Source organism: Providencia sp. 2.29, assembly GCF_015832305.1.
GTDB lineage: Bacteria > Pseudomonadota > Gammaproteobacteria > Enterobacterales > Enterobacteriaceae > Providencia > Providencia stuartii.
In genome coordinates this window covers 1,967,271-1,990,830 of record NZ_CP065420.1, presented here as the reverse complement: position 1 = coordinate 1,990,830, position 23,560 = coordinate 1,967,271, and the positions used below count along the sequence as shown (strand labels likewise).

Genomic DNA, 23,560 nt, shown 5'->3' with positions numbered 1-23,560 from the left:
TAAAAGAAGGAGTCAAGAATGAAATATGTTGGAGCACACGTCAGCGCTTCTGGAGGCGTTGATCAAGCTGTTATTCGCGCTCATGAAATTAACGCTACGGCATTCGCGCTGTTTACCAAAAATCAGCGCCAGTGGAAAGCCCCACCTCTTAGCGAGGAGGTGATTGAAAAATTTAAGGCTAACTGTGCAAAATACGGTTATGGTAAGCACCAAATTTTACCGCATGACAGTTACTTAATTAATTTAGGTCATCCAGAGCAAGAAGCGTTAGAAAAATCACGCATCGCATTTATTGACGAAATGCAACGCTGTGAGCAGCTTGGTATTGATCTACTCAATTTTCACCCTGGCAGCCACCTGAAAAAAATCGATATAGATGATTGCTTAGCTCGTATTGCCGAATCTATCAATATCGCCCTAAATGAAACTCAAGGCGTCATTGCCGTCATCGAAAATACGGCGGGGCAAGGTTCAAACTTAGGCTATCGTTTTGAACATTTAGCAAAAATCATTGAAGATGTGGATGATAAAAGCCGAGTAGGTGTTTGTATTGATACTTGCCACGCCTTTGCAGCAGGCTATGATTTGCGAACAGAGGAGGCTTGTGAAGAGACTTTCAAACAGTTTTCTGACATTGTTGGTTTTGAGTACCTCAAAGGTATGCACTTAAATGATGCCAAAAGTGAGTTTGCCAGCCGAGTCGACCGTCACCATAGCTTAGGGGAAGGTAATATAGGCTACACACCTTTTAGTTACATAATGAAAGACCCTCGTTTCGATGGTATCCCTCTGATCCTTGAAACCATTAATCCAGATATTTGGCCCCAAGAAATTGCTTGGCTAAAGTCACAGCAAAAATAACCAGTCACTATCTATAAAGCATAAAGGCGGCGAGTTAACCTCCGCCGCCTTTATCGTTTTACAGTGATTCCATCTCAATTTTTGCCATCATATCGGCAAGCTTATTACGATTTTTTAAGCCAACATCAGGCTGTGATACGGATAACGCTGAAATAGCCGTGGCCATACGCAATGTGTGTGCGCTAGATTCACCATTCAGTAAGCCATAAGCGAGGCCTGCAACCATTGAATCACCAGCCCCCACCGTGCTGATCACTTCACAACGAGGCGGTTTAGCTAACCAAGAGCCTGAAGCATTCACCCATAATGCCCCTTCTTCACCAAGCGAGATAACCACATGAGAAATGCCTTTATCGCGTAATTCATGTGCTGCCGCAATGACATCTTTCAATTCAGGTAACTTGCGACCCACCCACATTTCTAATTCATGGCGATTGGGTTTTACTAACCAAGGCGAGGCTTTTAATCCTGCTTTTAATGCTTCACGGCTACTGTCGAAAATGATACATGGACATAATTGACGCAAGCGGCTCATCCAACGAGTGAATTCTTCGGGATCAATCCCATTTGGTAGGCTACCACTCACCACCACCATATCAAAATGGCCTAACCAATTGAGTGACTCCGTTGAGAAACGGTTCCAATCTTCTTTACTGACTTCAAAGCCAGAAAAGTTGAAATCTGTCGATTCACCATTATCTTCTGTCAGCTTTACGTTGATCCTTGTGCGTCCTGACACCATATAAAAGCGGTTTGCCATACCATTATCACTAAAGAAGTGTTGGAATTCTTCTTGGTTATCTTTCCCCATGAAGCCGCTAACTGTGATATCAATACCAAGATCTCGTAAAACTTTCGCGACATTAACGCCTTTGCCTCCTGCATTGAGGCTAGCCGTCTTCACTAAGTTGACTTCACCGACTTCGATTGATGGACATAGCCCAACAAGATCATAGGCAGGATTTAATGTAATTGTAGCAACCCGGCGAGTCATAACCTCGAATCTCCCTTATCATTATCGTCATGTGTATGCAGCCATAGTTATACCATTAAAACACAATGGCTTCAGTGATATTTGTAGTTTTTCCTGATTGTTTTTCTGCTATAAACTGGCAGAATCGCACCGAATAGAATAAAAAAAGAAAGGAGAAGTTGATGTCTACTGTTGATGGCGTTGTCGTTGGTGTTGGCGTAATTATCACGAATTCACAAGGCCAAATTTTAATGGGCAAACGCAGCAGCAAGCACGCACCATACTGGTCAATATTTGGGGGGCATGTCGATGCTGGGGAATCATTCGAAACCTGTGCTATTCGTGAAATAAAAGAAGAAATTGGTATTGATATTACCGCCCCAACGGTTTTTGGTATTAGTAACAATATAAACACCTATCACCAAGAAGGTAAACATACTGTCTCTATCTGTATGCATGTTGAATATAATGGCGATATCGAGCCGCAAATCATGGAAAAAGATAAGTGCGAAAGCTTGATGTGGGTATCCCCGAATGAACTCCCAGAACCCCATTTTGAGGCTAGCCGTAATGCCATTGACCTCTGGCTAAACCAACAATTTTATCATCACCCCGCTTAATCGCTTTACTCAGGTACAAATAGCTCAAGGCTATTTGTACAATAATCACCCAACCTATTATTACTACTCTTAATTTTACCTATTTGTGCTTTAATTATTGTTTACATCAACATGTCTCAACTGTATCATTAAGCTAGTACAAAGAAACATTAATCGGGAGTTTCCATGTCTGTTGATGCAGTAAAAACAAATAAGCAGCCCTCCATCTTAGGTGGGGCGATGATCATCGCGGGTACAGCCGTTGGCGCTGGTATGTTTTCAATCCCCATGGTGACCTCCGGTGTCTGGTTTACAGGCTCTATCCTACTTTTGCTGTATACCTTTTTTTGTATGCTGCTTTCAGGATTAATGATTTTAGAAGCCAATATGAATTACCCTGCTGGCGCAAGTTTTCATACCATGGTTAAAGATTTACTTGGGCCTGTATGGAACTCAATTAATGGGCTATCCATTACTTTTGTCCTTTATATTTTAACGTATGCTTATATTTCCGCGGGTAGCTCGATTATCTCGGAAAATTTATCTTCCTATATAAAAATGGACGTTCCACAAGCCGTTTCTGGATTGTTCTTCGCACTTCTGGTTGCCTTTGTTGTTTGGTTATCTACGCGTGCCGTCGACCGTTTAAGTACCATTTTAATTGGTGGTATGGTTATCACCTTTATTATGTCAGTTGGCGGTATGGTCACCACAGCCTCACCTTCGATTCTGTTTAACCAAGTCGATCAAGGCAATACACATTATTTACCTTATGCCCTCGCTGCACTGCCCTATTTGCTGACATCGTTCGGCTATCACGGTAACGTTCCTGGGCTTGTAAAATACTATAATAAAGATAGCCGTTCTGTGGTTCGTAGCCTTGTCTATGGTGCGATTATCACCGTTGCCATTTATATCTTGTGGCAGTATGCGGTCCAAGGGAATATTCCACGCTCTGCCTTTATCCAAATTCGTGAGGACGGCAATAATATTGGTGCACTGCTTAAGCAAATGAATTTGTCTACCAACAGCGATTTTATTTCGAAGTTTTTGAATTTGTTCTCGTATATGGCACTGGCAAGTTCATTCTTAGGTGTATCTTTGGGGCTGTTTGACTTTATTGCTGACTTCTTTAGATTCAACGATAGCAAACAAGGCCGTTTAAAATCTGCCTTAATCACTTTCCTGCCACCGGCTGTATTTGCCCTAGCTTTTCCTAATGGCTTTATTTATGCCATTGGCTTTGCAGGCCTCGCTGCCACTATTTGGGCAGTGATTGTGCCCGCGCTGATGGCAAGAGCAAGTCGTAAGCGTTTCCCGAATAACAGTTATAGGGCGCCTGGCGGCATTGGTATCATCCTATTTGTTATCTTGTTTGGTGTCATTAATGCCGTAGCACACATACTCTCCTTATCTGGTTTACTGCCTGTTTACTGATGATACCCTCCCCAACATCACCGTTGGGGAGATTTTTTTTATTGAAAAGTACGTTTCCTATCTTGCCTAATCGCCTATCTGCGAGTAATTTTGTCGCACTCTTTTCTGACGATAATAAAGAAGGTTATTTATGGCAAAAGCCAATGAGATCAAACGCGGGTTTGCGGTGAGTTACAACGGCAAGCTGCTCTTGGTTAAAGATATCGATATTCAGGCACCAAGCGCTCGTGGCGCCAGTACTTTATATAAAATGCGCTTTACTGATATTAAGACTGGTCAAAAAGTCGAAGAACGCTTTAAAGGTGATGATATTTTAGAAACCATCTCTTTAACTCGTCGCGCTGTTAGCTTCTCTTATATCGACGGTGATGAATATGTTTTCATGGATAATGAAGACTATACGCCTTATCTCTTTAAACGTGCAGACATTGAAGAGGAGCTGTTATTTATCCCTGAAGAGGGATTGCCTGGCATGCAGGTGCTCACGATGGATGGGCAAGTATTGGCGCTCGAACTTCCACAAACCGTTGATATGGTTATTGTAGAAACAACACCTGCAATTAAAGGTGCTTCAGCCAGTGCGCGAACAAAACCTGCAACAATGGCAACAGGCCTAACGGTTCAAGTCCCTGAATACCTCACGAGTGGTGAAAAAATTCGTATTCATATTCCTGAACGCCGCTATATGGGCCGCTGCGATTAATTAGATATATCACCTATGGGCATTAGCCCATAGGGCTTTCTTTTTCTTAAACAAATTAAACTAACTTCCTACCTAATAAACCGCTTAAGTTTTTTTATTCAGTTATATGTCAGTGTATACACACCCAACGTCTGTTCTTTATTTATCCATTTAAAGCTTTGAGTGCCTTGACTATTAGGCAATTCATGGATGCCTACTCTCAATTTTTTTAAAGACGTTTTTGTTATTTCTGGTTTACCTTTATTGCTAGACCAACATGTGGTTTCAATATGCCCATCAATTGCACCAATTTGACATGGAGGCATAACAATTGCACCGATAAAGGTAATCGTTCCACCGCCAACATAGTTTTTTTCTTTTGCTTGAACACTACCAAAAGGAAAAAAGCTAAAAATGGCTATTGCTAATAGCGCTGTCAAAGAAATTTTATTTGCTGTAAGTTTCATAAAAGTCATCCGCTTAAAATTAGGTTATCGTCATCTGCGATGAATTATTTATATCTGTAATAATTTTTTACTTTTTATTACTGAATAACCGAATCTTAATTTGAATGAATGAAACAATATTTAACTTACAGTCGTAGTTTTTTATTTTTCTCAAACTCTAAGAAATAACACATAATTAGTTAAGTTGATCACAAATTTGAGACGATCACACATATTGCAACTCCCATTAGGTTTAATCTATTAAAAATAGTACGGATATTTTTAGAAATAGAAGCCTTAACAATAATCGTTATGATCACTAATAGACTTATAACCTAATTCACTATGAAAACATTACTTTCAAAAACCATCGAATTGACGCCATCCCTCTTGATTGCAAGTGGTCGGCAACGTGCATGTTATCAGCATCCCGAGCGTGATGATTTATGTGTCAAAGTTCATCATTCAAATAGAGATGATCGAGAAACAATACGTGAAATTAAGTATTACAAACGAATTTACCGAAATAAATCATCATCAGATGCGATTGCCCATTATTATGGCATTCAAAAAACCACGTTAGGTACAGGCTACGTATTTCAGTTAATAAAAGATAAAGCGGGAAATGTATCCAATACGCTGGATTATTATTTAAAAAATAAAAATGCTTTTTTAAAACATCAAAAAAATATGAGAATTGCCTATGATATTTTTAAAAAGACTGTTTTTAAAGATGCAATAGTGACAATGGCATTAAAGCCTTACAATATTGTTTATCAATTAGGCTATAAACCCCACGGCCAATTTTTTATCATTGATAATCTAGGTTGTGCGACCTTAATTCCCGTCGACTACTTTTCATCTACAATCGCTCGAGCCACACTCACTCGTCGATTTACCGATTTTGAACAGCGAATGCTAAGAGAATATCACGTCAAACTGGCTAATATGCAAATAAACTAGTGGCAAAACGATATTGCGTTGCTTTGATCTTGCGGCGCAATATCGTATGCTTCACCATCGTATTAGATTATTCAATTTAGAAAAATTTAAACTTCTTTACAATTCAAAAAAGCCTGTAGACGCTGTTATGCTATTAAGCAAATGTTGTTTCACTCAAAGCGTGATCTAGATCGTTATTTTTACTCGATTATTTGAGTACCTAACGATAACACACACACTTTTTTAACTCTAAATGTACAAAAGATGATACACATCCATGCTTAATATAATGTTTTGTAAATTATTACCTTATTAACTCGCCATTTTGCTTTCGTTTATGTATGCTCTCTATGTTTGGCGAAATAAGTATGCAACTGCCAAACTCTAACGGTGAGTGTTTAACAGTTTGTTGTTATGTTGACATAACAAACGTGTCGCCAACGCAGCAAATCGTCGTTTTGCTCATATACAAGTTTTAGTTGTTCTGTATTAAACGCTTTCTGTGAAAAGCCAGTGTCGCATTTTGTAAAATGCGCTTTTCACAGGGATAAGTTTACGTTTGTTGTGTGGAAAAAAACACAATAAGAAATGGCAAGGGATATTAACAATAATGGCAACATCTGAAAAATTTAAGCGCAACATTTTGCGCATCATACCAGCAATAGCAATTGCCGCGACACTGTCAGCTTGTACTGCCCCTGATTCTTCAAGAAATGCTCAACGTACCACTCATTCTGAACCACGTATGTTAAATGGTTCTTCCGATTCGTTAGCAATGGCTTCTCAAGATGAGTTCGAACAACTCGTTCAAAGCGTCGATACCAAATCGAAGATCATGAATCAATATGCAAATTGGAAAGGTGTGAGATATCGTCTTGGCGGTACAACAAAAAGTGGTATTGATTGTTCAAGCTTTGTGCAACGTACCTTTATTGAACAATTTGGTGTTGCCTTACCACGTACGACCTCAGAGCAAGAGTCTTCCGGTAAGAGTGTTAACCGTAACAATTTAAAAGCAGGTGACTTGGTTCTCTTTAAAACCGGTCGCCGCATGAAGCATGTTGGTATCTATATTGGTGACAATAAGTTTGTTCACGCCTCTACCAGCAGTGGTGTTATCGTATCAGAAATGACTAATGAGTATTGGAGCAAACGGTACTACGCTGGTCGCCGCATCATTAATGGTTCATAACCGATAATACCTTTTTAAATTCCTTGCCAATAAAAAAGCTTCCAAGTTAAAAACTGGAAGCTTTTTTATTGCGTTCAATAGCGATGTTAGGATGAATAAAAACCTGACTCAAGCTCCGCGATAGCAACACCAGCCGCCTTTAAGCGGCACATGGCGGCAAGTTCATCACTAGCATGAATGAAGAGGCAAATTTCTTTTTGCCATTCTAAAATCGCACTTTCAATTTGCAATTCAGACAATGATTCTGACAACTGCTTCATTGCAATGCAATCTGTAGCACAGTCATGGCTGAGTAATTTCAGCCCCACAAGTTTATCGCTATCGAAGTCATCTGTAGGTACGACTTCAACGTCCGTGCCTATTTTCCCAGATAACCAGCGGTAACTTTGCGGCAGCCTGTGCACAACCGAAAGACCTGATTTTTCCACAACAAATTCCTATTGCTACCTAAACCATCATAGTGTTCGTTGAACGAAGGCTATTTACTTAATCAACGCTTCGCTGAGGCTGCCTTTATGGCGAGATACCTACGAGCCTTAAGCTTTGACTCTCCCTCCTCTAAATAAATGTTTAGAGGTCAGTAAACGATATCAAACTTCGTTCAAACCGAATTCGCGACAAAGCCCAAAAGTAACGGGTTTGTTAAATATACATACCTAAATATAACATTAAATATTACTCGTGTCGTTAAATTTTTGTGACATAAATCCTTGCATGCACATTTTTTTACTATGAATGTTAAATTTTAAATTTTTTTTGATCTTAAAACTCAACACAGAGACTAACTATTAGTCATTTTTTTTACATTATTAAACGGGCATTAATAATAAGCTGAGTAATTTTGAAGAAAACTCACTAACTCCACCAACTTATGACTTAACTGCAATTACCTGAGTTTAATACACAAATTTAACAAATCGCTATCAAATGATTATTGATTTAGATCATTTTTATTCATACTTTCCAATTTTACTGGCAAAAAATTCGGTTTTACCGAGTAATTAATTTTTGCTTAACACTATATAAAAAGAGATGGTCACGAAATGAAATAAGTACGAAGGAAACCACTGTTTCATCCATGAAACAGCCAGTCTTATTGGATTAATTTATTTTTTGGCGCGTTTCGCCAATAAAACAAATAGCATTGAGCAAGCCACGCACGCAACCATAGAGCCAACCATCGGCCATGCTGACTTAGCAGGGATCATCGATAGTAAAGTTCCTATCAAAGCCCCAATGGAAAAACGGATTGTTCCCGCTAATGAAGAAACCGTACCTGCAATATGTGGATAATTATCTAAAATTACCGCCATTGCATTTGAAGTTATCATGGCAATCCCACTGACATAAATCGCCACACCAAGCACCAAAGCCCAGAAGCCAACATCCATTGCCGTGGTCGCCAGTAACCAAATTCCCATGGTGAATTGGACAATGATCCCTAGGTAGAGCATGCGCTCTGCCCCAAAGCGCCTAACATAACGACCATTAAATGTGGTCATAATGAATAAGAAAATAATATTAATACCAAAAAAGTAACCAAAATTTTCTGGCGCCACGCCATTCAGTTCAATATAAACAAACGGGCTAGCATTCAAAAATGAAAACATTCCCGCAAATGAAAATGAACTCGCTAAAATATAAAACAGCACTTGTTTGGCACGAAAAAGGGTTGCAAACTGCCTTAATGTATTACCTAAATGAAAGGGTTGCCGTTTCTCAACAGGTAACGTTTCACGTATAAATAAACTCACTAAAATAACCGCAATCACGGCCGCTATCGAAATACTCCAAAAAATGGCATGCCATGAGAACCATAACATCACCTTGCCACCTAAAATCGGTGCCAATAGTGGAGCTATTGTCATCACTAAAACAACAAATGACATACTGCGTGAAAACTCATCACGCGTAAACATATCCCTCATTAATGCGTTGATCACAACACTAGCCGCCGCCGCAGCAAAACCATGTAGGAAGCGAAACAAGATGAGTGATTCGATTGATTCAGAAAGCGCACATGCTGCTGAGGCGATGGCAAATACGATGACGCCGCCTAAAATCACAGGCTTACGACCCAGACTATCGGCCATTGGACCATAAAATAGCTGCCCAATTGCAAAGCCAAAAATATAGCTATTAAGCGTCATCTGGATACGCCCTTCATCGACATTGAAGTACTCACCCATCACTAAAAAGCTAGGTAAATACATATCAATGGCTAAAGGCATAAGCATTGATAATAAGCCTAATATTAATATCAACCCTATGTAGGATGATTTTTGCTGTTGCACTCTTTAAACTCCTATCTCGCTCTCGCCTGATACGACACACCTTAAAGATATGTCGCACACCAGAAACGATTTTATTTATTTTTATTAATAATTTATCGTTAGCGCGGAACGATAACGCTGTTGATTTCGTCTTCGGTTAACTCACGATACTCGCCGGGAGCAAGATCATCATCGAGCCAAATATCACCAATACGCTCGCGGTGTAGCCCACAAACATGATTTCCTACTGCTGCAAACATTCTTTTTACTTGGTGATAGCGCCCTTCGCTGATGGTCAATAGCACTTCTTTTGGAGAGATGACCTCCAACTGAGCTGGCTTGGTTGGATATTTTTCGCCATTTAGCATGACGCCTTCGGCAAAGCGTTTTGCAACATCGTCAGCAATGTCGTTTTCTAACTCAACTCGATACGTTTTTTCACAGTGGTGCTTGGGAGAGGTTATGCGATGTGACCACTGACCATCATCGGTTAGCAATACTAACCCTGTGGTATCAATATCAAGGCGCCCTGCTGAGTGCAATTTGTCTGCCAGCGGCTCATCAATAAAATAGAGAATGGTGGGATGTGCAGGATCGTCTGTTGAGCAAACATAGCCTTGAGGCTTATGCAACATAAAATAACGCGGGCCTGTAACATGAACTAAAACACTGCCTTCATAAGCGACAACTTGTTCAGGGCTGACTTGTACCGCACCTGATTTGACAATTTCATCATCTACAGTGACTTTTCCGGCACGCAGCTCTCGCGCCACTAGGCTCCGGCTAATCCCTAATTGCTGGGACAAAAACTTATCCAGTCGCATAAACACTCTTAATTTGATGGAATAGTAACTTAGTGCCTAAAGACAACTAAGTTGTTAGAAATAAAATTGAAAGGTTATTGTGATTGTGCTCACATCTTTTATTATATCAATAACTAACTACAAGTGATAGCGTCTCAAAATTAACGCGTGTTTTTAGCTCAACCCATTGTGTTAACCTAAATTTTACATTAAGCGACTCACTATTTTTAATTAATACTGAATAATATGCCTTTTGTCCTTCGTCCCTATCAACAAGAAGCTGTCGATGCGACCGTTCGTTATTTTCGCCAACACACGCAACCTGCCGTGATTGTGCTACCAACGGGAGCAGGAAAAAGCTTGGTCATTGCCGAACTTGCTCGCTTAGCTCGAGGAAGAGTATTGGTTCTTGCTCACGTCAAAGAATTAGTAGAACAAAACCATGCAAAATATATCGCTTATGGCCTTGAGGCTGATATTTTCGCTGCTGGCTTAAATCGCAAACAATCCCAAAGCAAAGTCGTCTTTGGCAGCGTACAATCCGTTGCGCGAAACTTAGACAGTTTTAATGATAATTTCTCCTTAATCATCATTGATGAATGTCATCGTATTAGCGCGAATGAGAAAAGCCAATATCAACAAATTATCAATAACCTTAGCCAGTACAACCCTGCATTGAAGATCCTAGGTTTAACCGCCACTCCCTATCGACTCGGTTCAGGATGGATCTATCAATATCATTATCACGGCATGATAAGAGGCGATGAGAACTGTTTTTTTCATGAATGCATTTATGAGTTACCTTTGCATTACATGATTAAAAATCATTTCTTAGTCACCCCCGAACGCCTTGATATGCCAGTATTACAGTATGACTTTAGCCAAGTTTCTCTCAGTTCCGCCGGCATTTTTAATGAACAAGAATTAAACCTTTCTATTAAGAAACAAAAACGTATTACACCTAAAATTGTCGCTCAAATTGTTGAATACGCCTTACCGCGGCAAGGTTGTATGATCTTTGCCGCTACCGTTGAACACGCAAAAGAAATTTTCGGCTATTTACCTGAACAGACCGCCGCCTTAGTTACCGCCGAGACGCCCGCGATAGAGCGAGAGGCTATTATTCAACAGTTTAAGCAGAAAAAGCTGCATTTTTTAGTCAACGTTTCTGTTCTGACAACAGGGTTTGATGCCCCGCATGTCGATGTTATTGCCATTCTACGCCCAACAGAATCTGTCAGCTTATACCAGCAAATTGTAGGCCGAGGCTTGCGCCTTTCACCGGGAAAAACCGAGTGCCTGATCTTAGACTATGCAGGGAATCCTCACGACCTCTTTCGCCCTGAGGTAGGTTCAACTAAGCCTAACACCAACAGTGTTCCCGTTCAGGTATTCTGCCCTCTTTGTCAGTTTGCTAATACTTTTTGGGGAAAATGCACCGAAGATGGGCAAATTATCGAGCATTATGGTCGCCGCTGCCAAGGCTGGGAAGAGAATGAATTAGGTCAAAAGCAGCAATGTGAGTACCGTTTTCGTTTTAAACAATGTCCTCATTGTGGTGCAGAAAACGATATTGCCGCTCGCCGCTGCCAAAAATGCGATGGGGTATTATCTGATCCTGACGATATGCTAAAAGCGGCTTTGAAATTAAAAGATGCGTTGATCTTACGTTGCGGCGGCATGGCACTAACCAATGGTGCTGATAACAAAGGTGAATGGCTAAAAATCACGTACTATGATGAAGATGGCACCTCCGTTTCGGAGCGCTTTCGTTTGCATACGCAGGCGCAACGCCGTGCTTTTGAATACCATTTCTTGCGGGAACATTTCCGTGCGCCAGGCGTTCCTTTTCATTGGTCTTCGGCTAATGACATTATCTCTCAGCAGGCTTTATTACGTTATCCTCAATTTATAGTGGCTCGTAAGAAGGAAAGTTATTGGGAGATCCGCCAAAAAATATTTGATTATCAAGGGCGTTTTCGAGTTGCCGACCAACTCTACTCCTGATATTGATTAGATTATGATTGCTGTAAAGACGGTTTTCCGTTAAAATGCCGCCCGCTTGGATGTTTCGCGTCAGCGAATTACACATCAACAAGCCAAATCTCGAACCTGCTGCTGGGTCGCCTGTAGCAGGATTTTATTTTTTTCTTGTATAGAGAAATAGTAATGTTAACTATTAATGCAATTGCACGTAAAGAGCAGGGTAAGGGTGCGAGCCGCCGCCTGCGCAGAGCAAACCAGCTTCCAGCTATCGTTTACGGTGGCAACCAAGAAGCTATCTCTGTTACTCTTAACCATGATGAAGTAATTAACCAAGAAGGCAAAGCAGAATTTTATGAAGTTCTGAGCCTGGTTATCGATGGTAAAGAAACTAAAGTCAAAGTTCAGGCAATTCAACGTCACCCATTCAAGCCAAAAGTGACGCACATTGACTTCCTGCGCGTTTAATTAAAGCCACAAGCCGAGCTTTAGAATTTATCGGGACGCCGAGTAAATAACGCCGCAATTGCGGCGTTATTTATTTTTAGTGGTTACCTTATTTGCCACTACGACGTTGCAGTTGATCCCGCAAATTTGGCGGAGTGCCTCGAATCGTTAATGTATCTGTGACTGGATCCCAAAAAATACGCTCTCCCATCAGTAATGCATCAAAACTGATCGTTATTCCACCACCACTACCAGAAAACTTGGTCAGTTGCTTTAACGTACCTCTATCTGCGGGAAAGCTATCTTCTAATTGATAATCATTTTGGCGAGCAAAATCACTGAAGCTTTGTTCCTCAACTACCGGCAGCTCATTCGATAGCGCTTGTAATTCAATTTCTTCCCCTGATTGCAACTGCTCAGTACAATAATTATGGACTTGCTGACGATACGCTTGACGCGTATTTTTATCCATCTGAGCATTATCACAAAAATCATCTAGCGCTTGTACTAAGCCTTTATTTTGAGCTTTTGCATTTAGACCTTCTGACGCCGCTAAAAAGTCCATAAAAAAGTCAGAGACTTTGCGCCCTACTCTCCCTTTTAAAAAGGTCAAGTAACGGGTTGACTCTGGGTTCGTTTCCCACTCAGTTAAATCAATACGCGCTACAATATCTGCATGAGGGATATCCAGATAATGTGTCGTCGATAAATCGAGGTTATCTGTCACAAACATACTGTCACAGCTGCTTAATACCGCGATTAATAAATATTCAACCGCGAGGTAGCGATATTGACAAAAGAGCACCACGCCCCCTTCAGCAAAGGGATATTTTGCCAATTCATCTTTTAAGCGCACGGTCATTGCACGGCTAAAACCGAGAAACTCCTCTTCACCTTTGCGCAATAATTTCAATGCGTCCGCCAGCTCACTCTCTTCGTTAAACTCGCCAAACGCTTTGCTCTTCGCACTGTATACTCGGTGTAATTCTGCCATCATGTCTTGCACAACGTTATCGGTTGACAACAGAGAATCACGTAACATCACTTCGAGTGTTTGTTCATCGCGTTTGATCAACTGATGTAAAGCTATCTGGGTAATTTCCAGACTCATTGTAGGCTCCTTGTTCAAGCAGAAATATTGTCGCGCGTATTCAAACACCGATGCTATTTATCTGCAACTGAAACCGTCATCTCTACCTATTTTTACTTAGCAAAATTGAACTAATACTCATTCAAATTATCTTAATAAGCATTATTCTCACTTGAATATAAATTTCTTGCGAAGAATGAAGAAAAACATCCCGCTATACGCTATCATAGGTGAGCTTTAACTAATTTAGGATGTCGAAATTTATGCCACAGTCATCTCGCTATAGTGATGAAAAAGTTGAAACTTTGCTTGCTGAACTTGTCAGCGTGTTAGAAAAAAACCATACTCCTGTAGATCTTTCACTTATGGTGTTAGGCAATATGGTGACCAATCTGCTTAATACGTCTGTTGCGCCAACTCAACGTAAAATGATTGCAGACTCTTTCGCCAACGCTTTGTTGTCTTCTGTTAAAGAAGATCAATCTCACTAAATAGACTAATGAAATAAACAGTATGGTGACCCAGCAGCGCTACCGTGACAAAGTCTCCCAAATGATAAGTTGGGGGCACTGGTTTGCACTTTTCAATATACTGCTTAGCCTTGGGCTAAGCAGTAGCTATCTGTTTATTTTCGATTGGCCTGATACGCTAGCTGGGCGTATTTTTGCCTTCGTCAGTTGGATTGGCCATTTTAGCTTTGTCGTTTTTGCTTGCTACTTGCTCATTGTCTTTCCTCTGACCTTTATTGTGATGTCTCAGCGGCTGCTGAGGCTGATTTGTGTTGCCCTTGCCACCGTTGGCACCACATTATTACTCTTTGATATTCGGGTATTTAGCCAATTTGGCCTACACCTAACGCCACAAGTTTGGGATCTTGTCATCAACCCTGACAAAGGTGAAATGGCTCGCGAGTGGCAACTCATGTTTATCACCATCCCAATTATCTTTCTCGTTCAAATGCTATTTGCAACGTGGAGTTGGCAAAAGTTACGCAGTTTGAACAGGCAAACTTTTGGTAAGCCACTTGCGGGGATATTTATTGCGACCTTTATTATGTCGCACCTAATGTATGCATGGTCTGATGCTAATTTCTATCGCCCCATTACCATGCAGCGTTATAATTACCCGCTGTCACAACCTATGACGGCAAGGAAACTGCTTGATAAATACGGTCTGCTGGACTTATCAGAACATCAAAATCGTGTTTTCCAACAAGGTAGCCCTACTGCACTAAAAATCCAGTATCCATTAAAACCGCTCAGCTACTATGACCAAGGTATGGGTTATAACTTGCTGTTAGTTGTTGTTGATGATTTAGGCAATAAAACACAGCAAAATAGCATGTCATCGCTGAAATCATTTAAAGAGATGAGTACCGAATTCACCAACCACTATACGACGGGTTTACGTAACGATACTGCTCTCTTTGGCCTATTTTATGGTATCTCATCCAGCTATTTTGATAATATTCTTAATGAGCGGTATGCCTCTGTGCTTATCCAAGCATTGCAGAAACAAGGGTATCAATTCGGCCTATTCTCTACCGATGGCTTTAATTCCCCGCTTTTCCGTCAAGCTATCTTGGCCGATTATTCATTGCCTGCAAAAGCGGCTGATAGTGATGCACAAACAATTTCTCAGTGGGATTCCTGGTTAAAAGGTTTAAAAAATGAATCGCCTTGGTTCTCCTTCTTAAATATTAAAGGTAAACCGGGAAGTAACCAGACGGATCAACAAATCAATCAAGTAATAGAGTCACTGATACGTGATGGTCGCTTGAAAAATACGATTGTTATTATTACAGCGAATTATAATAATGCTGAACAATCTGACACAACAAACTGGTTTAGTAATAAACGTTTTGAGCGGGAAAAAATGCAGGTTCCACTGCTTATCTATTGGCCTAATACACCGAGTCAACAAATTGATAAGCTGACAAGCCACCAAGACGTATTGACGACGATTATGCAACGGTTACTGCATGTGTCTAACTCGCCTGAGGATTATAGCCAAGGGGAAGATTTATTTAGCCCAGAACGTAAATACCCGTGGGTTATTACCGGCGATGACAATGATGTAGTGATCACGACCAATAGTGCGACCCTGTATATGGATCATAACGGTCAATTTAGTATCTATGACCTGCAAGGTCGAGAAGTTAAAGACCAAAAACCTGATCTTGCACAGTTATTGAAGATTTTCACAGAGCTTAAGCGTTTTAATGAAAATTAACGTTTAAAAATCAATCAGTCGTGCAATCAATGTCTTGCTTTCATGGGGAAAATGAGTAGTATTAATCGCAGTTCGGCATGTAGCGCAGCTTGGTAGCGCACCGTCATGGGGTGTCGGGGGTCGTAGGTTCAAATCCTATCATGCCGACCAACTTTTTATAGATAAACCAACCGCTTAAGGTTGGTTTTTTTATGTCTAAATTTTAAGCGGGGTAAAATGGGGGTAAAACTGGGGTAAAACCCTATCACAATAGTTGCCTTTTTCTCTTGCACAAACCCTTTTAACTGTATATAAATACACTGTATAAATTAACAGTTAAATGAGAGGTTACATTATGCCACGCATTGAAATTCTCTTTGATAAAGAAAATAGCAACAAGCCATCTGAAAAAGTACGCAATGCCCTACGTGAACAAGTGATACACAAGATTGGCGACAAGTACGGCACTCTAAATGTCAGGGTGGCGCTAAGTTCGTCAACATCATTAGTGGTTACTGGAGCTAAAAGTGACGATGCGACCAAAGAAATAAATCAAATTATCGAAGACATTTGGCTGGATGACTCATGGGTGCCTGCATGAAAAATGATCGTGGAGAAAGTAATATCGATATTGTTCCTCGAATTACGGAAGTGAAGGTAGCTGTTAATAGCCCTTATGAAGTTCTTGTACTGGAAATCACTTTTGCTGATGGATCCATTAACAAAGAAACTCGCGAGTGGGAAGATATTGATAGACCGGCTCAGCGCACTTATTTATCTCGTGATATTGCAGAGTATATGTACTCTAAGATTGGAGAGTATTTAGAAAAAACGGATGATGACTATCCTGAGCCCGTTAAAAAATACTTGATGTGACGAGAAGCCGCTTTTTACAGCGGCTTTATTTTGGGTGGGAATTAAGGCTTTTGTGGCCAGTCAATATCCGGTGTTGTTGAGGTGTCAACACGGTTTAACAAGACACGGTATGTTTTCCACGCTGTTAATTGCGCTTTCTCTTCGTCAGTTGCCATGCCTAAATCGACTGCGTCTTGTAAAGGTGCAATCGCGCTATTCGCTTCAGCTAAAAGTGATTGCTTTTGCTGTTCAGCCTCTGCAATTAACCGCTCTTGTGATGGTTTAGGGATATCAGTCCAAGCGGGTAAACCTTTTTTATTTGCTGTTCGCTGCTTTCCTTTAGGTGCCTCACTGACAGCAAATTCATAATAAGTTGATTCATCGACTAATTGACCGTCTAGGGGCCAACTGCCCGCCTTTAAGTAGACGCTTTGCATTGCATATGGGTAAAAGGCATTCTGTGATGCACTAAAATGATAAGAACCGACAGGAACACTAATGGGATAGCCTCCCTCAGAAGCCACCATGAAATCATTAGGTAATGTCATCATGGAATCATATACTTCTTTTTCTATTTCAATAAAACCGTCTAATTCCTCTAATTTTTTTTCAGAGATCAAGAAAATATTATCTAACGCATTAAAATAATATTTTTCAGTTTGTTTATCTGCATCTAATACGATTGATTCATCCATTTTTAGCTCCATTACGTTTAATTAAAATCCAATAGCAATCCAGCGCATACCTATCTGTCCTGTTGTGGATTGCGCGATATCAATACCCTTTAATGTGCTTCTTTCTGCGTTGATTCTAACAGGGACCGCATTTTCACCCACATGTATTCCTGAAAATGAAAATAGCGCTTTTGGAAATGGGATCGGAAAATTGACGAAACCATTAGCACTGGCTCTCCCCCACTGGATCATGAATCCTGTGTCTTTACATCGCCAATAGCCATTATCCTCACTAAACAATGTATTCAATGGCACCCCCGTCAAACGCTCATAAGGGATCTCCCCTTTTAATAGTTTTCCAGCGGGCGATACAGAAAATACAGATTTATTACCATCCCAAGTAAACAAAGTACCATCATCTTGCAGCACAAGTGATATCTCACCATTTGGTGATAAAACAGATGAGTTTGTTAAAGACACTTTAAATTTTTTACCGTCTGCATAATCGCCTTTGGCTTGCAGGCCTGAAGCCATATTAGTAACGGCTTTTTGACTCATAAAACTCGTTGTACTTCCGCCTGTGGATTGCACGATAGGTACACCCGTTAGACGAGAATAAGCCATGGATCCTGTTGTTATCTCACCAGCATTAGAAATTCTAAAAATAGATTTAGCACCATCCCACATGAAAAGCGTTCCGTCATTTTGCAAAACAAGGGAAATAGAGCCTTCAGGCGGAGACATTGACACATTACTGGGTATCGTTTTAAACCGATTACCATCAGCGTAAGAACCTATAAGCTGAAATTTTTTATTTGCTTCATCTTTGGTGTAGCTATCACCTTTCAGTGCATAATTGCCAGATGGTTGTTTATTCGCTATTTGCTGCAACAGGTCATCAGTACTAATCAACTTCCACGCCGCATTAATCTGCGCCTGAGTCGCGGTGTTAAAGTTAACTTTGTTGTTATCAATAATACTTTGATACTCTTTCTTTTCGTCATCTGACTGAAGAATAGCCCCTTTTGGATAGCCATTGATTGCCGCTGCATAATCAGCAGAAAACTTAAATCGACCTCCCATTGATAAATAAACAACATTTTCTGATATTTGGTTAAAAATACCGTTAAAGTCCTGACCTTTTGGGGGTAAGCCACCAGCAGCCACAGGGATCATGGTGATTTGCCCGAAGCCGGTATCCCACGTTGCTTGATTGCTTTCCATGCTCGATGAAAAGTTTTCGGGTATAGCGTTCTTCTGCCCATTCTGTGCGAAGGGCTTAGTGATGAGTTTTGGATTTTTCATTACGTACCTATTTAATGAAAGGTGCCTGATTGAAGGTTTGGAATCCTGAACCGAAGAAACCGAAATAATCGGCGTAAGGTAGTTCACGGATTGTTATTTCAACGCCGTTGGGCCTCGGCAATATGCTGTGATTAAAGATGAGGTTTTTTTCTAATTCAGAAAGCCGATATTCAAAAACATATCGCCCTTTCATATGCCCAGTAATCAAAAAATACGCTTTTCCGCGTGTAAAAGAGGTTTTTAAAAAGGTGTTAATATTAGGTGCAGTTGCATTAATAATATTGGCGTACGCTTTCATGATGATAACTTCACGGAACGTGGGGTCTGTCATCAAGTAAGAGCTTTCGTTTTTAAAATCCCCAAAAAAGGGTTCTTGGTTAAATGGTAAATACTTCTCAGTTCCATCGAAACCAAAGTAATCAGCATCAGGGTCCGGTATTGTTAAGCCCCGATTAATGCCAACAATACGCCCCCAAATATCTAAGCCGAAGCCTTGAGCGGTTAGAACGTTAATAGCTAAATGATAGAATTCATCAGAACTCTGTCGGGGGTCTATGGCTTCGTTGACTGATTTAAGGATTGAGGTAATACAAGGGGAGTTAGCGTATTGACTGAGTAGGGTTTCTCTAATATCAATCATCACGTTATCCTTATGTCATCGACCGACAACACCGGAAACTCATCTATCCCAAAATCGACATAATTTCCTGCAGCGCCCTCTTTTCTACTGACTTGAACGGACAACAGTCGGTTAACAGTCGACTGAGCCACCGTGCAAATATAATCACTGGCAATCAAGCGTTTTGCTATCCGGCCCTTGCCTCTTCCTGTTTTAAACTCTTCCGAAATCGCGTTTTTAACCGCATCTTTTTCTTGGAACGTTAAGAGGTTTTTATCTTCAAACAAGACAGTGAATTCAACAGGAATATGGGTTGGCCGGATAAATTTGACTTCGTATTTAGGCGGCATGTAGGGGAAATTTTCAACATCTTCATAAGTTACTGAGGTATTACCCACAAACGCACATCCGGTACCGGCCTTGGTCAGGATTTTTTTGGCTATCACCTGGTCATTGCCACCGACAACAGAAACGGCGATTGAATTTCGAATTAATGAATAATTCGTTTTACCGACTGTTATTGTAGTGTCTGAAGGGTTATCAATAACATAACAATCAATAACATCTTTAATGTTTGATACCGCGCCATAGGTCGACGAGTTCATATTTTTGGCATTCGCTGACACAGAATTGTATCGACGCAATTCGAACTCTTGCCGGCTTTCTTCATTCTGACCAATAATTGCGGCTTTTAAATTCGTCACCGAATCTACACCAGAAACACTACGAATAATTTTAGTGATTGAGTCTGGTTGCGCTGATATCGAGCCGACTTCAGAACAAAAAGCATTAACGGCCACTGTACCGGTATTACCAATCGCTATTTGCTTTTCAGTTTGCCAAATCCGCCCTGTTACATCTTGGACTTGAAAACCATCCGGAACGGTAGCACCCGCTAGCCCTGTAAAGGTTAACTCAACCACTGAGCTAGTCGCTGGCTTTCTCTGTAAGAAATAGATATAGCCAATGGCGTCCTGCATCATTCCCGAAGCATATCGAGGATCAAAACTGTTAAGCAGGTTAATCATGAAATTACGCTCATCAGTAATAATCGCTGACAACGTAGTGACCAGTTGGCCCTGTGGTGTATCCATTTCAGTCGAAATAGTATCGCCGAAGCAGTTACGCATAAGTTGCCACAACCCATCGATAACTTGCTGTGACGTAGGCGCTAATATACCCTCGGGTGTTACTTCAATGGGTGGGATCATAATTCTATCGCTCCCTCTCGGCCGTCTTTGTCTGTGAATGTAATTCGCCCTCGCACAACGCGATCATTTGCGGTGCTAAGCTCCACTTTTGCCGATACGACACCTTCAACGGAAAGTGCGGCATCTTGCAAATACTGACGATAAAGCGAAAGTGAGAAACGGTTCTTACCAAGAATTTCCTCTAAATAAGGAATACCTTCTTGCTGTGCGTAATACATGTCTTTCATAAAAACCCGACACTTATTTGCAACAGATTGCGCCCGAGCGTATTGGTCTGATGCAATAGCAAGGTTCCCCGACACATCAAGGGTTAAGTCCCATGTGTTAGGGTGAAGAAATAGTGTTTTCATATTAAACCTGCTGATTTGGTTTATTCGTGTTCGCGTATTCTGCGTTAGCTTTGTGGTTATGCCCGTTATATGTAACGCGCATACTTGCCATGGTTTGGTTGTTGCCGGCTGCGGTGTTATCCGTGATATCACCAGCTGATTGAACTGTGCTTGTGGTTTCGACTGGCGCATCGAGTATGATCTTGGTGCCCGTGGCTTTAATTTCCCCCGTAGCAACAATATCAATTCCGCTTTCTAAGAAATGGATATACTGCGCAGGTGTTCCATTCAAAATGCCACCTATATACAAACTATCGGCCCAATCGAATTTACGTTTGCTATCGGGTGGCGCGTCTCTTTTAGTGCGCTTCACTTTCGAAATATCACGAGTAGCGACTAAGCAAATGCCAATATCACCGACTTTTGGGTCAATAATTACCGCATTTGCACCACCTTGGTAACGCATATAAGGTACGTTAAAAATAGTTGCGTTATCGTAAACATTACCGGCACCGTCGACTTGTAAAACCATTGGCACTATATCGACTAAACCAACTGGGCCTACTCCACCGTTTTTTACTTTGACAATGCGACAAATCGTAGTCGTGCCGATACGACCGATTAAGCTATTGATAATGTATTCTTGGGTTCTGGCTCCACCGGCTAAATCACGTAAATCAAAAGGAAGTGCGCTGTTATCTTTGGACATAAGTAACGTTATCCCCTTTTAATGATGCGGCAACATCCATAAACCAGCGTGCAGAATCACTCTCGGTTTCTAGCATAGCCCTCACTCCATATATCAACCAATCACCGTTACAGATATCAATCAAACTATCATTGATGCGAACTAAACCACCAAAGCGTACCAATGGGTCATAGAGGCATTGAAATTGAATACCTTGTATCGTGGGCGTTGGATAGCCTATTAAGCCAGTTTCAGGAGATATGACAGGAATTTTTATTTTCCGAGGTTGTCCCTTGTTTGTTACTGCTATGTGATTGCTTTCAACGTACAAATCGAGGTTTGCACTTTCAGCTAACCATTGGATCTTTTTGATGTCCGAATTGCACAAATAAACATTATCTAGCTTCTGATTAACGCCATTATCTTCAAATGTATAGCCCATTCTCTGGCAAATGTTACCCATGATATTGATAACGTCTTGAGAACCCTCATAGCTTTCAGCCGCCGTTGATTGCATATTTTCTAGTACGGCCGTTTGCGCAGTGATCACGAGAGAAACATTAGGCGCTTCGGCTAAATCTGGATAGGCAAAAGTGATACCGCCTTTAAATACCGTTACTAAGTCCTCGCCTTGCTCCCCCGCTTCTATCGTAACTGAATTTTTTAGCGCAGTGACTTCTCGCCATTTAATGCGTAATAGTTTTGACATGGTTTCAATGGGTAAACCGTAAACTCTCACCCTTGCTGATGGTGATGGAGCCCCATTACCATTTGTGACCTCTGCACTAATTCTTAATCCGGTAGCAGACAGCTTATTTTTATTGTCAGACGTAAAAGACTCTTCTTTGCCACCCAGCACCAACGTTATTTTGATAACTTTCCGATTAAATGCCATTGAGCCACACCAATTTGTATCGAGAGTTAAGGCCTGTATAAACAGGGTCGGTATTGCCAGTCACGTCCATAAATAACAGCCACCGGCAAATATAAGTTAGGTTTCGACAAATTCGATTACAGACCAGGTATTCACCGTTCCGTTTTACCGTAGCGAATAGGTTATTAAGCCGAGTTTCTAAAGTGATTTCGTAGGTATTTTGTTCGATGGTAACGGTAAGGACTTGATTAGGTACTGCCGAAAGTGGTATTTCTGTTATCAAAATCCACCTCCAACCTGCATTTCCATCATGCCCGCTGCGTCCTTGACTTGCTGTATATCTTTATACATATTGCCCATAACCTTTATAACCAACTGAGCGGCTTCACTCCCCTTTACGAGATATGATTTATCAGGGGCATTAAAAATATCAGCCAATTCTTTTAGGCTTGTATCAAAAGAGCCATTTTCCGCAGATTGTGTCTTATCACCACCGTCTTTTATTTTCGCATCGTCAGGCTGCTTGACCTCTTCTTCATCATACTTAACGGTAACTTCGCGGATCTCTTCAAGGTGCACATTCACCTTAATTAGTGTTGCACCGTCTTTAGCTTCGCGCGCTAAGTCATAACCTGTGATGTTGGCAAACTTATAAACAAATTCAGGCGTGATAATGATGAACTTAAGTGTACTTTTAGAGAGCACTTCCAGTTGTGCTAAAAAGGCCCCGCGCTCAAAAGTTCCACCACTGCCTTTACTTAATTGAATAGTGGCTTTCCACGGGTCGGCAACTTTGTTGTAACTAGCAAATGAGCCTTTTTCAATAGGTGCGCTGACAACACGGTTTTGGTTTTGGTACTGCAGGGAAATAACATTATCAGCCAAAAGCAATGGCACTCCGTATTGATTAAAGATCCCCCAATAGTTACCAAACAACTTATTGATTAACGCTGCACCACCAAAGCTAATGCCAGCGTCAAGCGCGGCATTGGGGATGCCCTTCCAGTTAGGGATATCTGGCATTCCGAACATAAGAACCTCGAATTTTAGGTAATAAAAAACCCTC

27 protein-coding genes and 1 tRNA gene are annotated in these 23,560 nt (G+C 41.0%); 13 read left to right on the top strand and 15 right to left on the bottom strand.

Going from position 1 to position 23,560, the window contains the following annotated elements; translation table 11 throughout:
- Positions 1-18: 18 nt before the first annotated feature.
- Positions 19-861 carry a deoxyribonuclease IV gene (gene nfo / locus I3B46_RS09010; protein WP_004920874.1) on the top strand — a complete coding sequence of 281 codons (843 nt, stop codon included), beginning with the start codon at positions 19-21 and terminating at the stop codon, positions 859-861.
- Between the two features lie 58 nt (positions 862-919).
- Here nfo and fruK read toward each other — a convergent pair whose 3' ends face one another.
- Positions 920-1,855 (bottom strand): 1-phosphofructokinase, encoded by a 936-nt coding sequence (fruK, locus tag I3B46_RS09005; RefSeq protein ID WP_004920877.1) that lies wholly within the window; start codon positions 1,853-1,855, stop codon positions 920-922.
- Positions 1,856-2,016: 161 nt separating this feature from the next.
- On the opposite strand from fruK, the gene I3B46_RS09000 reads away from it, so the two are divergent.
- The 3 genes from I3B46_RS09000 to yeiP all read left to right on the top strand — a co-directional run bounded on the left by I3B46_RS09000 (position 2,017) and on the right by yeiP (position 4,573).
- Entirely contained in the window at positions 2,017-2,454 is a 438-nt protein-coding gene (locus I3B46_RS09000; protein ID WP_004920878.1) for a nucleotide triphosphate diphosphatase NUDT15, read from the top strand.
- A gap of 165 nt (positions 2,455-2,619) precedes the next feature.
- Positions 2,620-3,870, top strand: coding sequence for a tryptophan permease (mtr, locus tag I3B46_RS08995; RefSeq protein WP_104873553.1), 1,251 nt, complete (start codon positions 2,620-2,622; stop codon positions 3,868-3,870).
- Positions 3,871-4,000: 130 nt separating this feature from the next.
- A complete protein-coding gene (gene yeiP / locus I3B46_RS08990) occupies positions 4,001-4,573 on the top strand; it encodes an elongation factor P-like protein YeiP (protein WP_004920883.1) in 573 nt (190 codons plus the stop codon).
- 98 nt (positions 4,574-4,671) lie between these two features.
- Here yeiP and I3B46_RS08985 read toward each other — a convergent pair whose 3' ends face one another.
- The gene (locus I3B46_RS08985) at positions 4,672-5,019 is read right to left on the bottom strand and encodes a hypothetical protein (protein ID WP_104873554.1); all 348 of its coding nucleotides are present in this window, start codon (positions 5,017-5,019) and stop codon (positions 4,672-4,674) included.
- 324 nt (positions 5,020-5,343) lie between these two features.
- On the opposite strand from I3B46_RS08985, the gene I3B46_RS08980 reads away from it, so the two are divergent.
- Both I3B46_RS08980 and mepS read left to right on the top strand, forming a co-directional pair.
- Positions 5,344-5,961 carry a YrbL family protein gene (locus I3B46_RS08980; RefSeq protein ID WP_004920888.1) on the top strand — a complete coding sequence of 206 codons (618 nt, stop codon included), beginning with the start codon at positions 5,344-5,346 and terminating at the stop codon, positions 5,959-5,961.
- Between the two features lie 589 nt (positions 5,962-6,550).
- Positions 6,551-7,132, top strand: coding sequence for a bifunctional murein DD-endopeptidase/murein LD-carboxypeptidase (gene mepS / locus I3B46_RS08975; RefSeq protein ID WP_004920890.1), 582 nt, complete (start codon positions 6,551-6,553; stop codon positions 7,130-7,132).
- Between the two features lie 86 nt (positions 7,133-7,218).
- Here the strand turns inward: mepS and I3B46_RS08970 are convergent, their stop codons facing one another.
- From I3B46_RS08970 to rsuA, 3 genes are all read right to left on the bottom strand, one after another.
- A complete protein-coding gene (locus I3B46_RS08970) occupies positions 7,219-7,560 on the bottom strand; it encodes a hypothetical protein (RefSeq protein WP_004920891.1) in 342 nt (113 codons plus the stop codon).
- A gap of 678 nt (positions 7,561-8,238) precedes the next feature.
- A complete protein-coding gene (locus tag I3B46_RS08965) occupies positions 8,239-9,426 on the bottom strand; it encodes a Bcr/CflA family multidrug efflux MFS transporter (RefSeq protein WP_014656192.1) in 1,188 nt (395 codons plus the stop codon).
- A gap of 98 nt (positions 9,427-9,524) precedes the next feature.
- Positions 9,525-10,229: a 16S rRNA pseudouridine(516) synthase RsuA gene (gene rsuA, locus I3B46_RS08960; RefSeq protein ID WP_004920895.1), complete on the bottom strand. Its 705-nt coding sequence runs from the start codon at positions 10,227-10,229 to the stop codon at positions 9,525-9,527.
- Between the two features lie 225 nt (positions 10,230-10,454).
- Here rsuA and I3B46_RS08955 point away from each other — a divergent pair, with 225 nt between their 5' ends.
- A complete protein-coding gene (locus I3B46_RS08955; RefSeq protein WP_004920898.1) occupies positions 10,455-12,215 on the top strand; it encodes a DEAD/DEAH box helicase in 1,761 nt (586 codons plus the stop codon).
- Between the two features lie 162 nt (positions 12,216-12,377).
- Complete coding sequence (rplY, locus tag I3B46_RS08950; protein WP_004920900.1) at positions 12,378-12,659, top strand: 50S ribosomal protein L25; 282 nt, start codon at positions 12,378-12,380, stop codon at positions 12,657-12,659.
- 88 nt (positions 12,660-12,747) lie between these two features.
- Here the strand turns inward: rplY and yejK are convergent, their stop codons facing one another.
- The gene (gene yejK, locus I3B46_RS08945) at positions 12,748-13,749 is read right to left on the bottom strand and encodes a nucleoid-associated protein YejK (RefSeq protein WP_004920902.1); all 1,002 of its coding nucleotides are present in this window, start codon (positions 13,747-13,749) and stop codon (positions 12,748-12,750) included.
- 242 nt (positions 13,750-13,991) lie between these two features.
- Here yejK and I3B46_RS08940 point away from each other — a divergent pair, with 242 nt between their 5' ends.
- From I3B46_RS08940 to I3B46_RS08920, 5 genes are all read left to right on the top strand, one after another.
- On the top strand, positions 13,992-14,219 hold the full coding sequence (locus I3B46_RS08940; protein WP_014656193.1) for a YejL family protein: 228 nt from the start codon (positions 13,992-13,994) through the stop codon (positions 14,217-14,219).
- 22 nt (positions 14,220-14,241) lie between these two features.
- A complete protein-coding gene (gene yejM, locus I3B46_RS08935; protein ID WP_004920906.1) occupies positions 14,242-15,960 on the top strand; it encodes an LPS biosynthesis-modulating metalloenzyme YejM in 1,719 nt (572 codons plus the stop codon).
- 73 nt (positions 15,961-16,033) lie between these two features.
- A tRNA-Pro gene (locus I3B46_RS08930) sits at positions 16,034-16,110 on the top strand.
- A gap of 184 nt (positions 16,111-16,294) precedes the next feature.
- Positions 16,295-16,540 carry a DinI-like family protein gene (locus I3B46_RS08925; protein WP_163762033.1) on the top strand — a complete coding sequence of 82 codons (246 nt, stop codon included), beginning with the start codon at positions 16,295-16,297 and terminating at the stop codon, positions 16,538-16,540.
- Positions 16,537-16,815 carry a hypothetical protein gene (locus I3B46_RS08920; RefSeq protein WP_163762032.1) on the top strand — a complete coding sequence of 93 codons (279 nt, stop codon included), beginning with the start codon at positions 16,537-16,539 and terminating at the stop codon, positions 16,813-16,815. Before I3B46_RS08925 ends, I3B46_RS08920 begins: the two co-directional genes overlap by 4 nt.
- Before the next feature lie 41 nt (positions 16,816-16,856).
- Here I3B46_RS08920 and I3B46_RS08915 read toward each other — a convergent pair whose 3' ends face one another.
- From I3B46_RS08915 to I3B46_RS08875, 9 genes are read right to left on the bottom strand one after another with little or no spacing between them, the layout of a single operon-like run.
- Positions 16,857-17,489 carry a tail fiber assembly protein gene (locus tag I3B46_RS08915; protein ID WP_318559208.1) on the bottom strand — a complete coding sequence of 211 codons (633 nt, stop codon included), beginning with the start codon at positions 17,487-17,489 and terminating at the stop codon, positions 16,857-16,859.
- Positions 17,490-17,510: 21 nt separating this feature from the next.
- Positions 17,511-18,773 carry a gp53-like domain-containing protein gene (locus I3B46_RS08910; RefSeq protein ID WP_163762031.1) on the bottom strand — a complete coding sequence of 421 codons (1,263 nt, stop codon included), beginning with the start codon at positions 18,771-18,773 and terminating at the stop codon, positions 17,511-17,513.
- Between the two features lie 7 nt (positions 18,774-18,780).
- The gene (locus I3B46_RS08905; protein ID WP_163762030.1) at positions 18,781-19,413 is read right to left on the bottom strand and encodes a DUF2612 domain-containing protein; all 633 of its coding nucleotides are present in this window, start codon (positions 19,411-19,413) and stop codon (positions 18,781-18,783) included.
- Positions 19,413-20,603, bottom strand: coding sequence for a baseplate J/gp47 family protein (locus I3B46_RS08900; protein WP_163762029.1), 1,191 nt, complete (start codon positions 20,601-20,603; stop codon positions 19,413-19,415). The genes I3B46_RS08905 and I3B46_RS08900 overlap by 1 nt, the downstream gene beginning before the upstream one ends.
- Positions 20,600-20,953: a hypothetical protein gene (locus I3B46_RS08895; RefSeq protein WP_163762028.1), complete on the bottom strand. Its 354-nt coding sequence runs from the start codon at positions 20,951-20,953 to the stop codon at positions 20,600-20,602. Before I3B46_RS08895 ends, I3B46_RS08900 begins: the two co-directional genes overlap by 4 nt.
- Before the next feature lies 1 nt (position 20,954).
- Positions 20,955-21,641 (bottom strand): phage baseplate protein, encoded by a 687-nt coding sequence (locus I3B46_RS08890; protein WP_163762027.1) that lies wholly within the window; start codon positions 21,639-21,641, stop codon positions 20,955-20,957.
- Positions 21,628-22,515 carry a baseplate hub protein gene (locus tag I3B46_RS08885; protein WP_163762026.1) on the bottom strand — a complete coding sequence of 296 codons (888 nt, stop codon included), beginning with the start codon at positions 22,513-22,515 and terminating at the stop codon, positions 21,628-21,630. Before I3B46_RS08885 ends, I3B46_RS08890 begins: the two co-directional genes overlap by 14 nt.
- Positions 22,505-22,777 (bottom strand): phage baseplate plug family protein, encoded by a 273-nt coding sequence (locus I3B46_RS08880; protein WP_163762025.1) that lies wholly within the window; start codon positions 22,775-22,777, stop codon positions 22,505-22,507. The genes I3B46_RS08885 and I3B46_RS08880 overlap by 11 nt, the downstream gene beginning before the upstream one ends.
- Positions 22,774-23,526 carry a phage baseplate protein gene (locus tag I3B46_RS08875; protein ID WP_196993177.1) on the bottom strand — a complete coding sequence of 251 codons (753 nt, stop codon included), beginning with the start codon at positions 23,524-23,526 and terminating at the stop codon, positions 22,774-22,776. The genes I3B46_RS08880 and I3B46_RS08875 overlap by 4 nt, the downstream gene beginning before the upstream one ends.
- Positions 23,527-23,560 lie beyond the last annotated feature (34 nt).

Coding starts and splice junctions, on each gene's coding strand:
- nfo (WP_004920874.1), top strand. CDS start 19: ATGAAATATGTTGGAGCACACGTCAGCGCTTCTGGAGGCGTTGATCAA.
- fruK (WP_004920877.1), bottom strand. CDS start 1,855: ATGACTCGCCGGGTTGCTACAATTACATTAAATCCTGCCTATGATCTT.
- I3B46_RS09000 (WP_004920878.1), top strand. CDS start 2,017: ATGTCTACTGTTGATGGCGTTGTCGTTGGTGTTGGCGTAATTATCACG.
- mtr (WP_104873553.1), top strand. CDS start 2,620: ATGTCTGTTGATGCAGTAAAAACAAATAAGCAGCCCTCCATCTTAGGT.
- yeiP (WP_004920883.1), top strand. CDS start 4,001: ATGGCAAAAGCCAATGAGATCAAACGCGGGTTTGCGGTGAGTTACAAC.
- I3B46_RS08985 (WP_104873554.1), bottom strand. CDS start 5,019: ATGAAACTTACAGCAAATAAAATTTCTTTGACAGCGCTATTAGCAATA.
- I3B46_RS08980 (WP_004920888.1), top strand. CDS start 5,344: ATGAAAACATTACTTTCAAAAACCATCGAATTGACGCCATCCCTCTTG.
- mepS (WP_004920890.1), top strand. CDS start 6,551: ATGGCAACATCTGAAAAATTTAAGCGCAACATTTTGCGCATCATACCA.
- rsuA (WP_004920895.1), bottom strand. CDS start 10,229: ATGCGACTGGATAAGTTTTTGTCCCAGCAATTAGGGATTAGCCGGAGC.
- I3B46_RS08955 (WP_004920898.1), top strand. CDS start 10,455: ATGCCTTTTGTCCTTCGTCCCTATCAACAAGAAGCTGTCGATGCGACC.
- rplY (WP_004920900.1), top strand. CDS start 12,378: ATGTTAACTATTAATGCAATTGCACGTAAAGAGCAGGGTAAGGGTGCG.
- yejK (WP_004920902.1), bottom strand. CDS start 13,749: ATGAGTCTGGAAATTACCCAGATAGCTTTACATCAGTTGATCAAACGC.
- I3B46_RS08940 (WP_014656193.1), top strand. CDS start 13,992: ATGCCACAGTCATCTCGCTATAGTGATGAAAAAGTTGAAACTTTGCTT.
- yejM (WP_004920906.1), top strand. CDS start 14,242: ATGGTGACCCAGCAGCGCTACCGTGACAAAGTCTCCCAAATGATAAGT.
- I3B46_RS08925 (WP_163762033.1), top strand. CDS start 16,295: ATGCCACGCATTGAAATTCTCTTTGATAAAGAAAATAGCAACAAGCCA.
- I3B46_RS08920 (WP_163762032.1), top strand. CDS start 16,537: ATGAAAAATGATCGTGGAGAAAGTAATATCGATATTGTTCCTCGAATT.
- I3B46_RS08915 (WP_318559208.1), bottom strand. CDS start 17,489: ATGGATGAATCAATCGTATTAGATGCAGATAAACAAACTGAAAAATAT.
- I3B46_RS08910 (WP_163762031.1), bottom strand. CDS start 18,773: ATGAAAAATCCAAAACTCATCACTAAGCCCTTCGCACAGAATGGGCAG.
- I3B46_RS08905 (WP_163762030.1), bottom strand. CDS start 19,413: ATGATTGATATTAGAGAAACCCTACTCAGTCAATACGCTAACTCCCCT.
- I3B46_RS08900 (WP_163762029.1), bottom strand. CDS start 20,603: ATGATCCCACCCATTGAAGTAACACCCGAGGGTATATTAGCGCCTACG.
- I3B46_RS08895 (WP_163762028.1), bottom strand. CDS start 20,953: ATGAAAACACTATTTCTTCACCCTAACACATGGGACTTAACCCTTGAT.
- I3B46_RS08890 (WP_163762027.1), bottom strand. CDS start 21,641: ATGTCCAAAGATAACAGCGCACTTCCTTTTGATTTACGTGATTTAGCC.
- I3B46_RS08885 (WP_163762026.1), bottom strand. CDS start 22,515: ATGGCATTTAATCGGAAAGTTATCAAAATAACGTTGGTGCTGGGTGGC.
- I3B46_RS08875 (WP_196993177.1), bottom strand. CDS start 23,526: ATGTTCGGAATGCCAGATATCCCTAACTGGAAGGGCATCCCCAATGCC.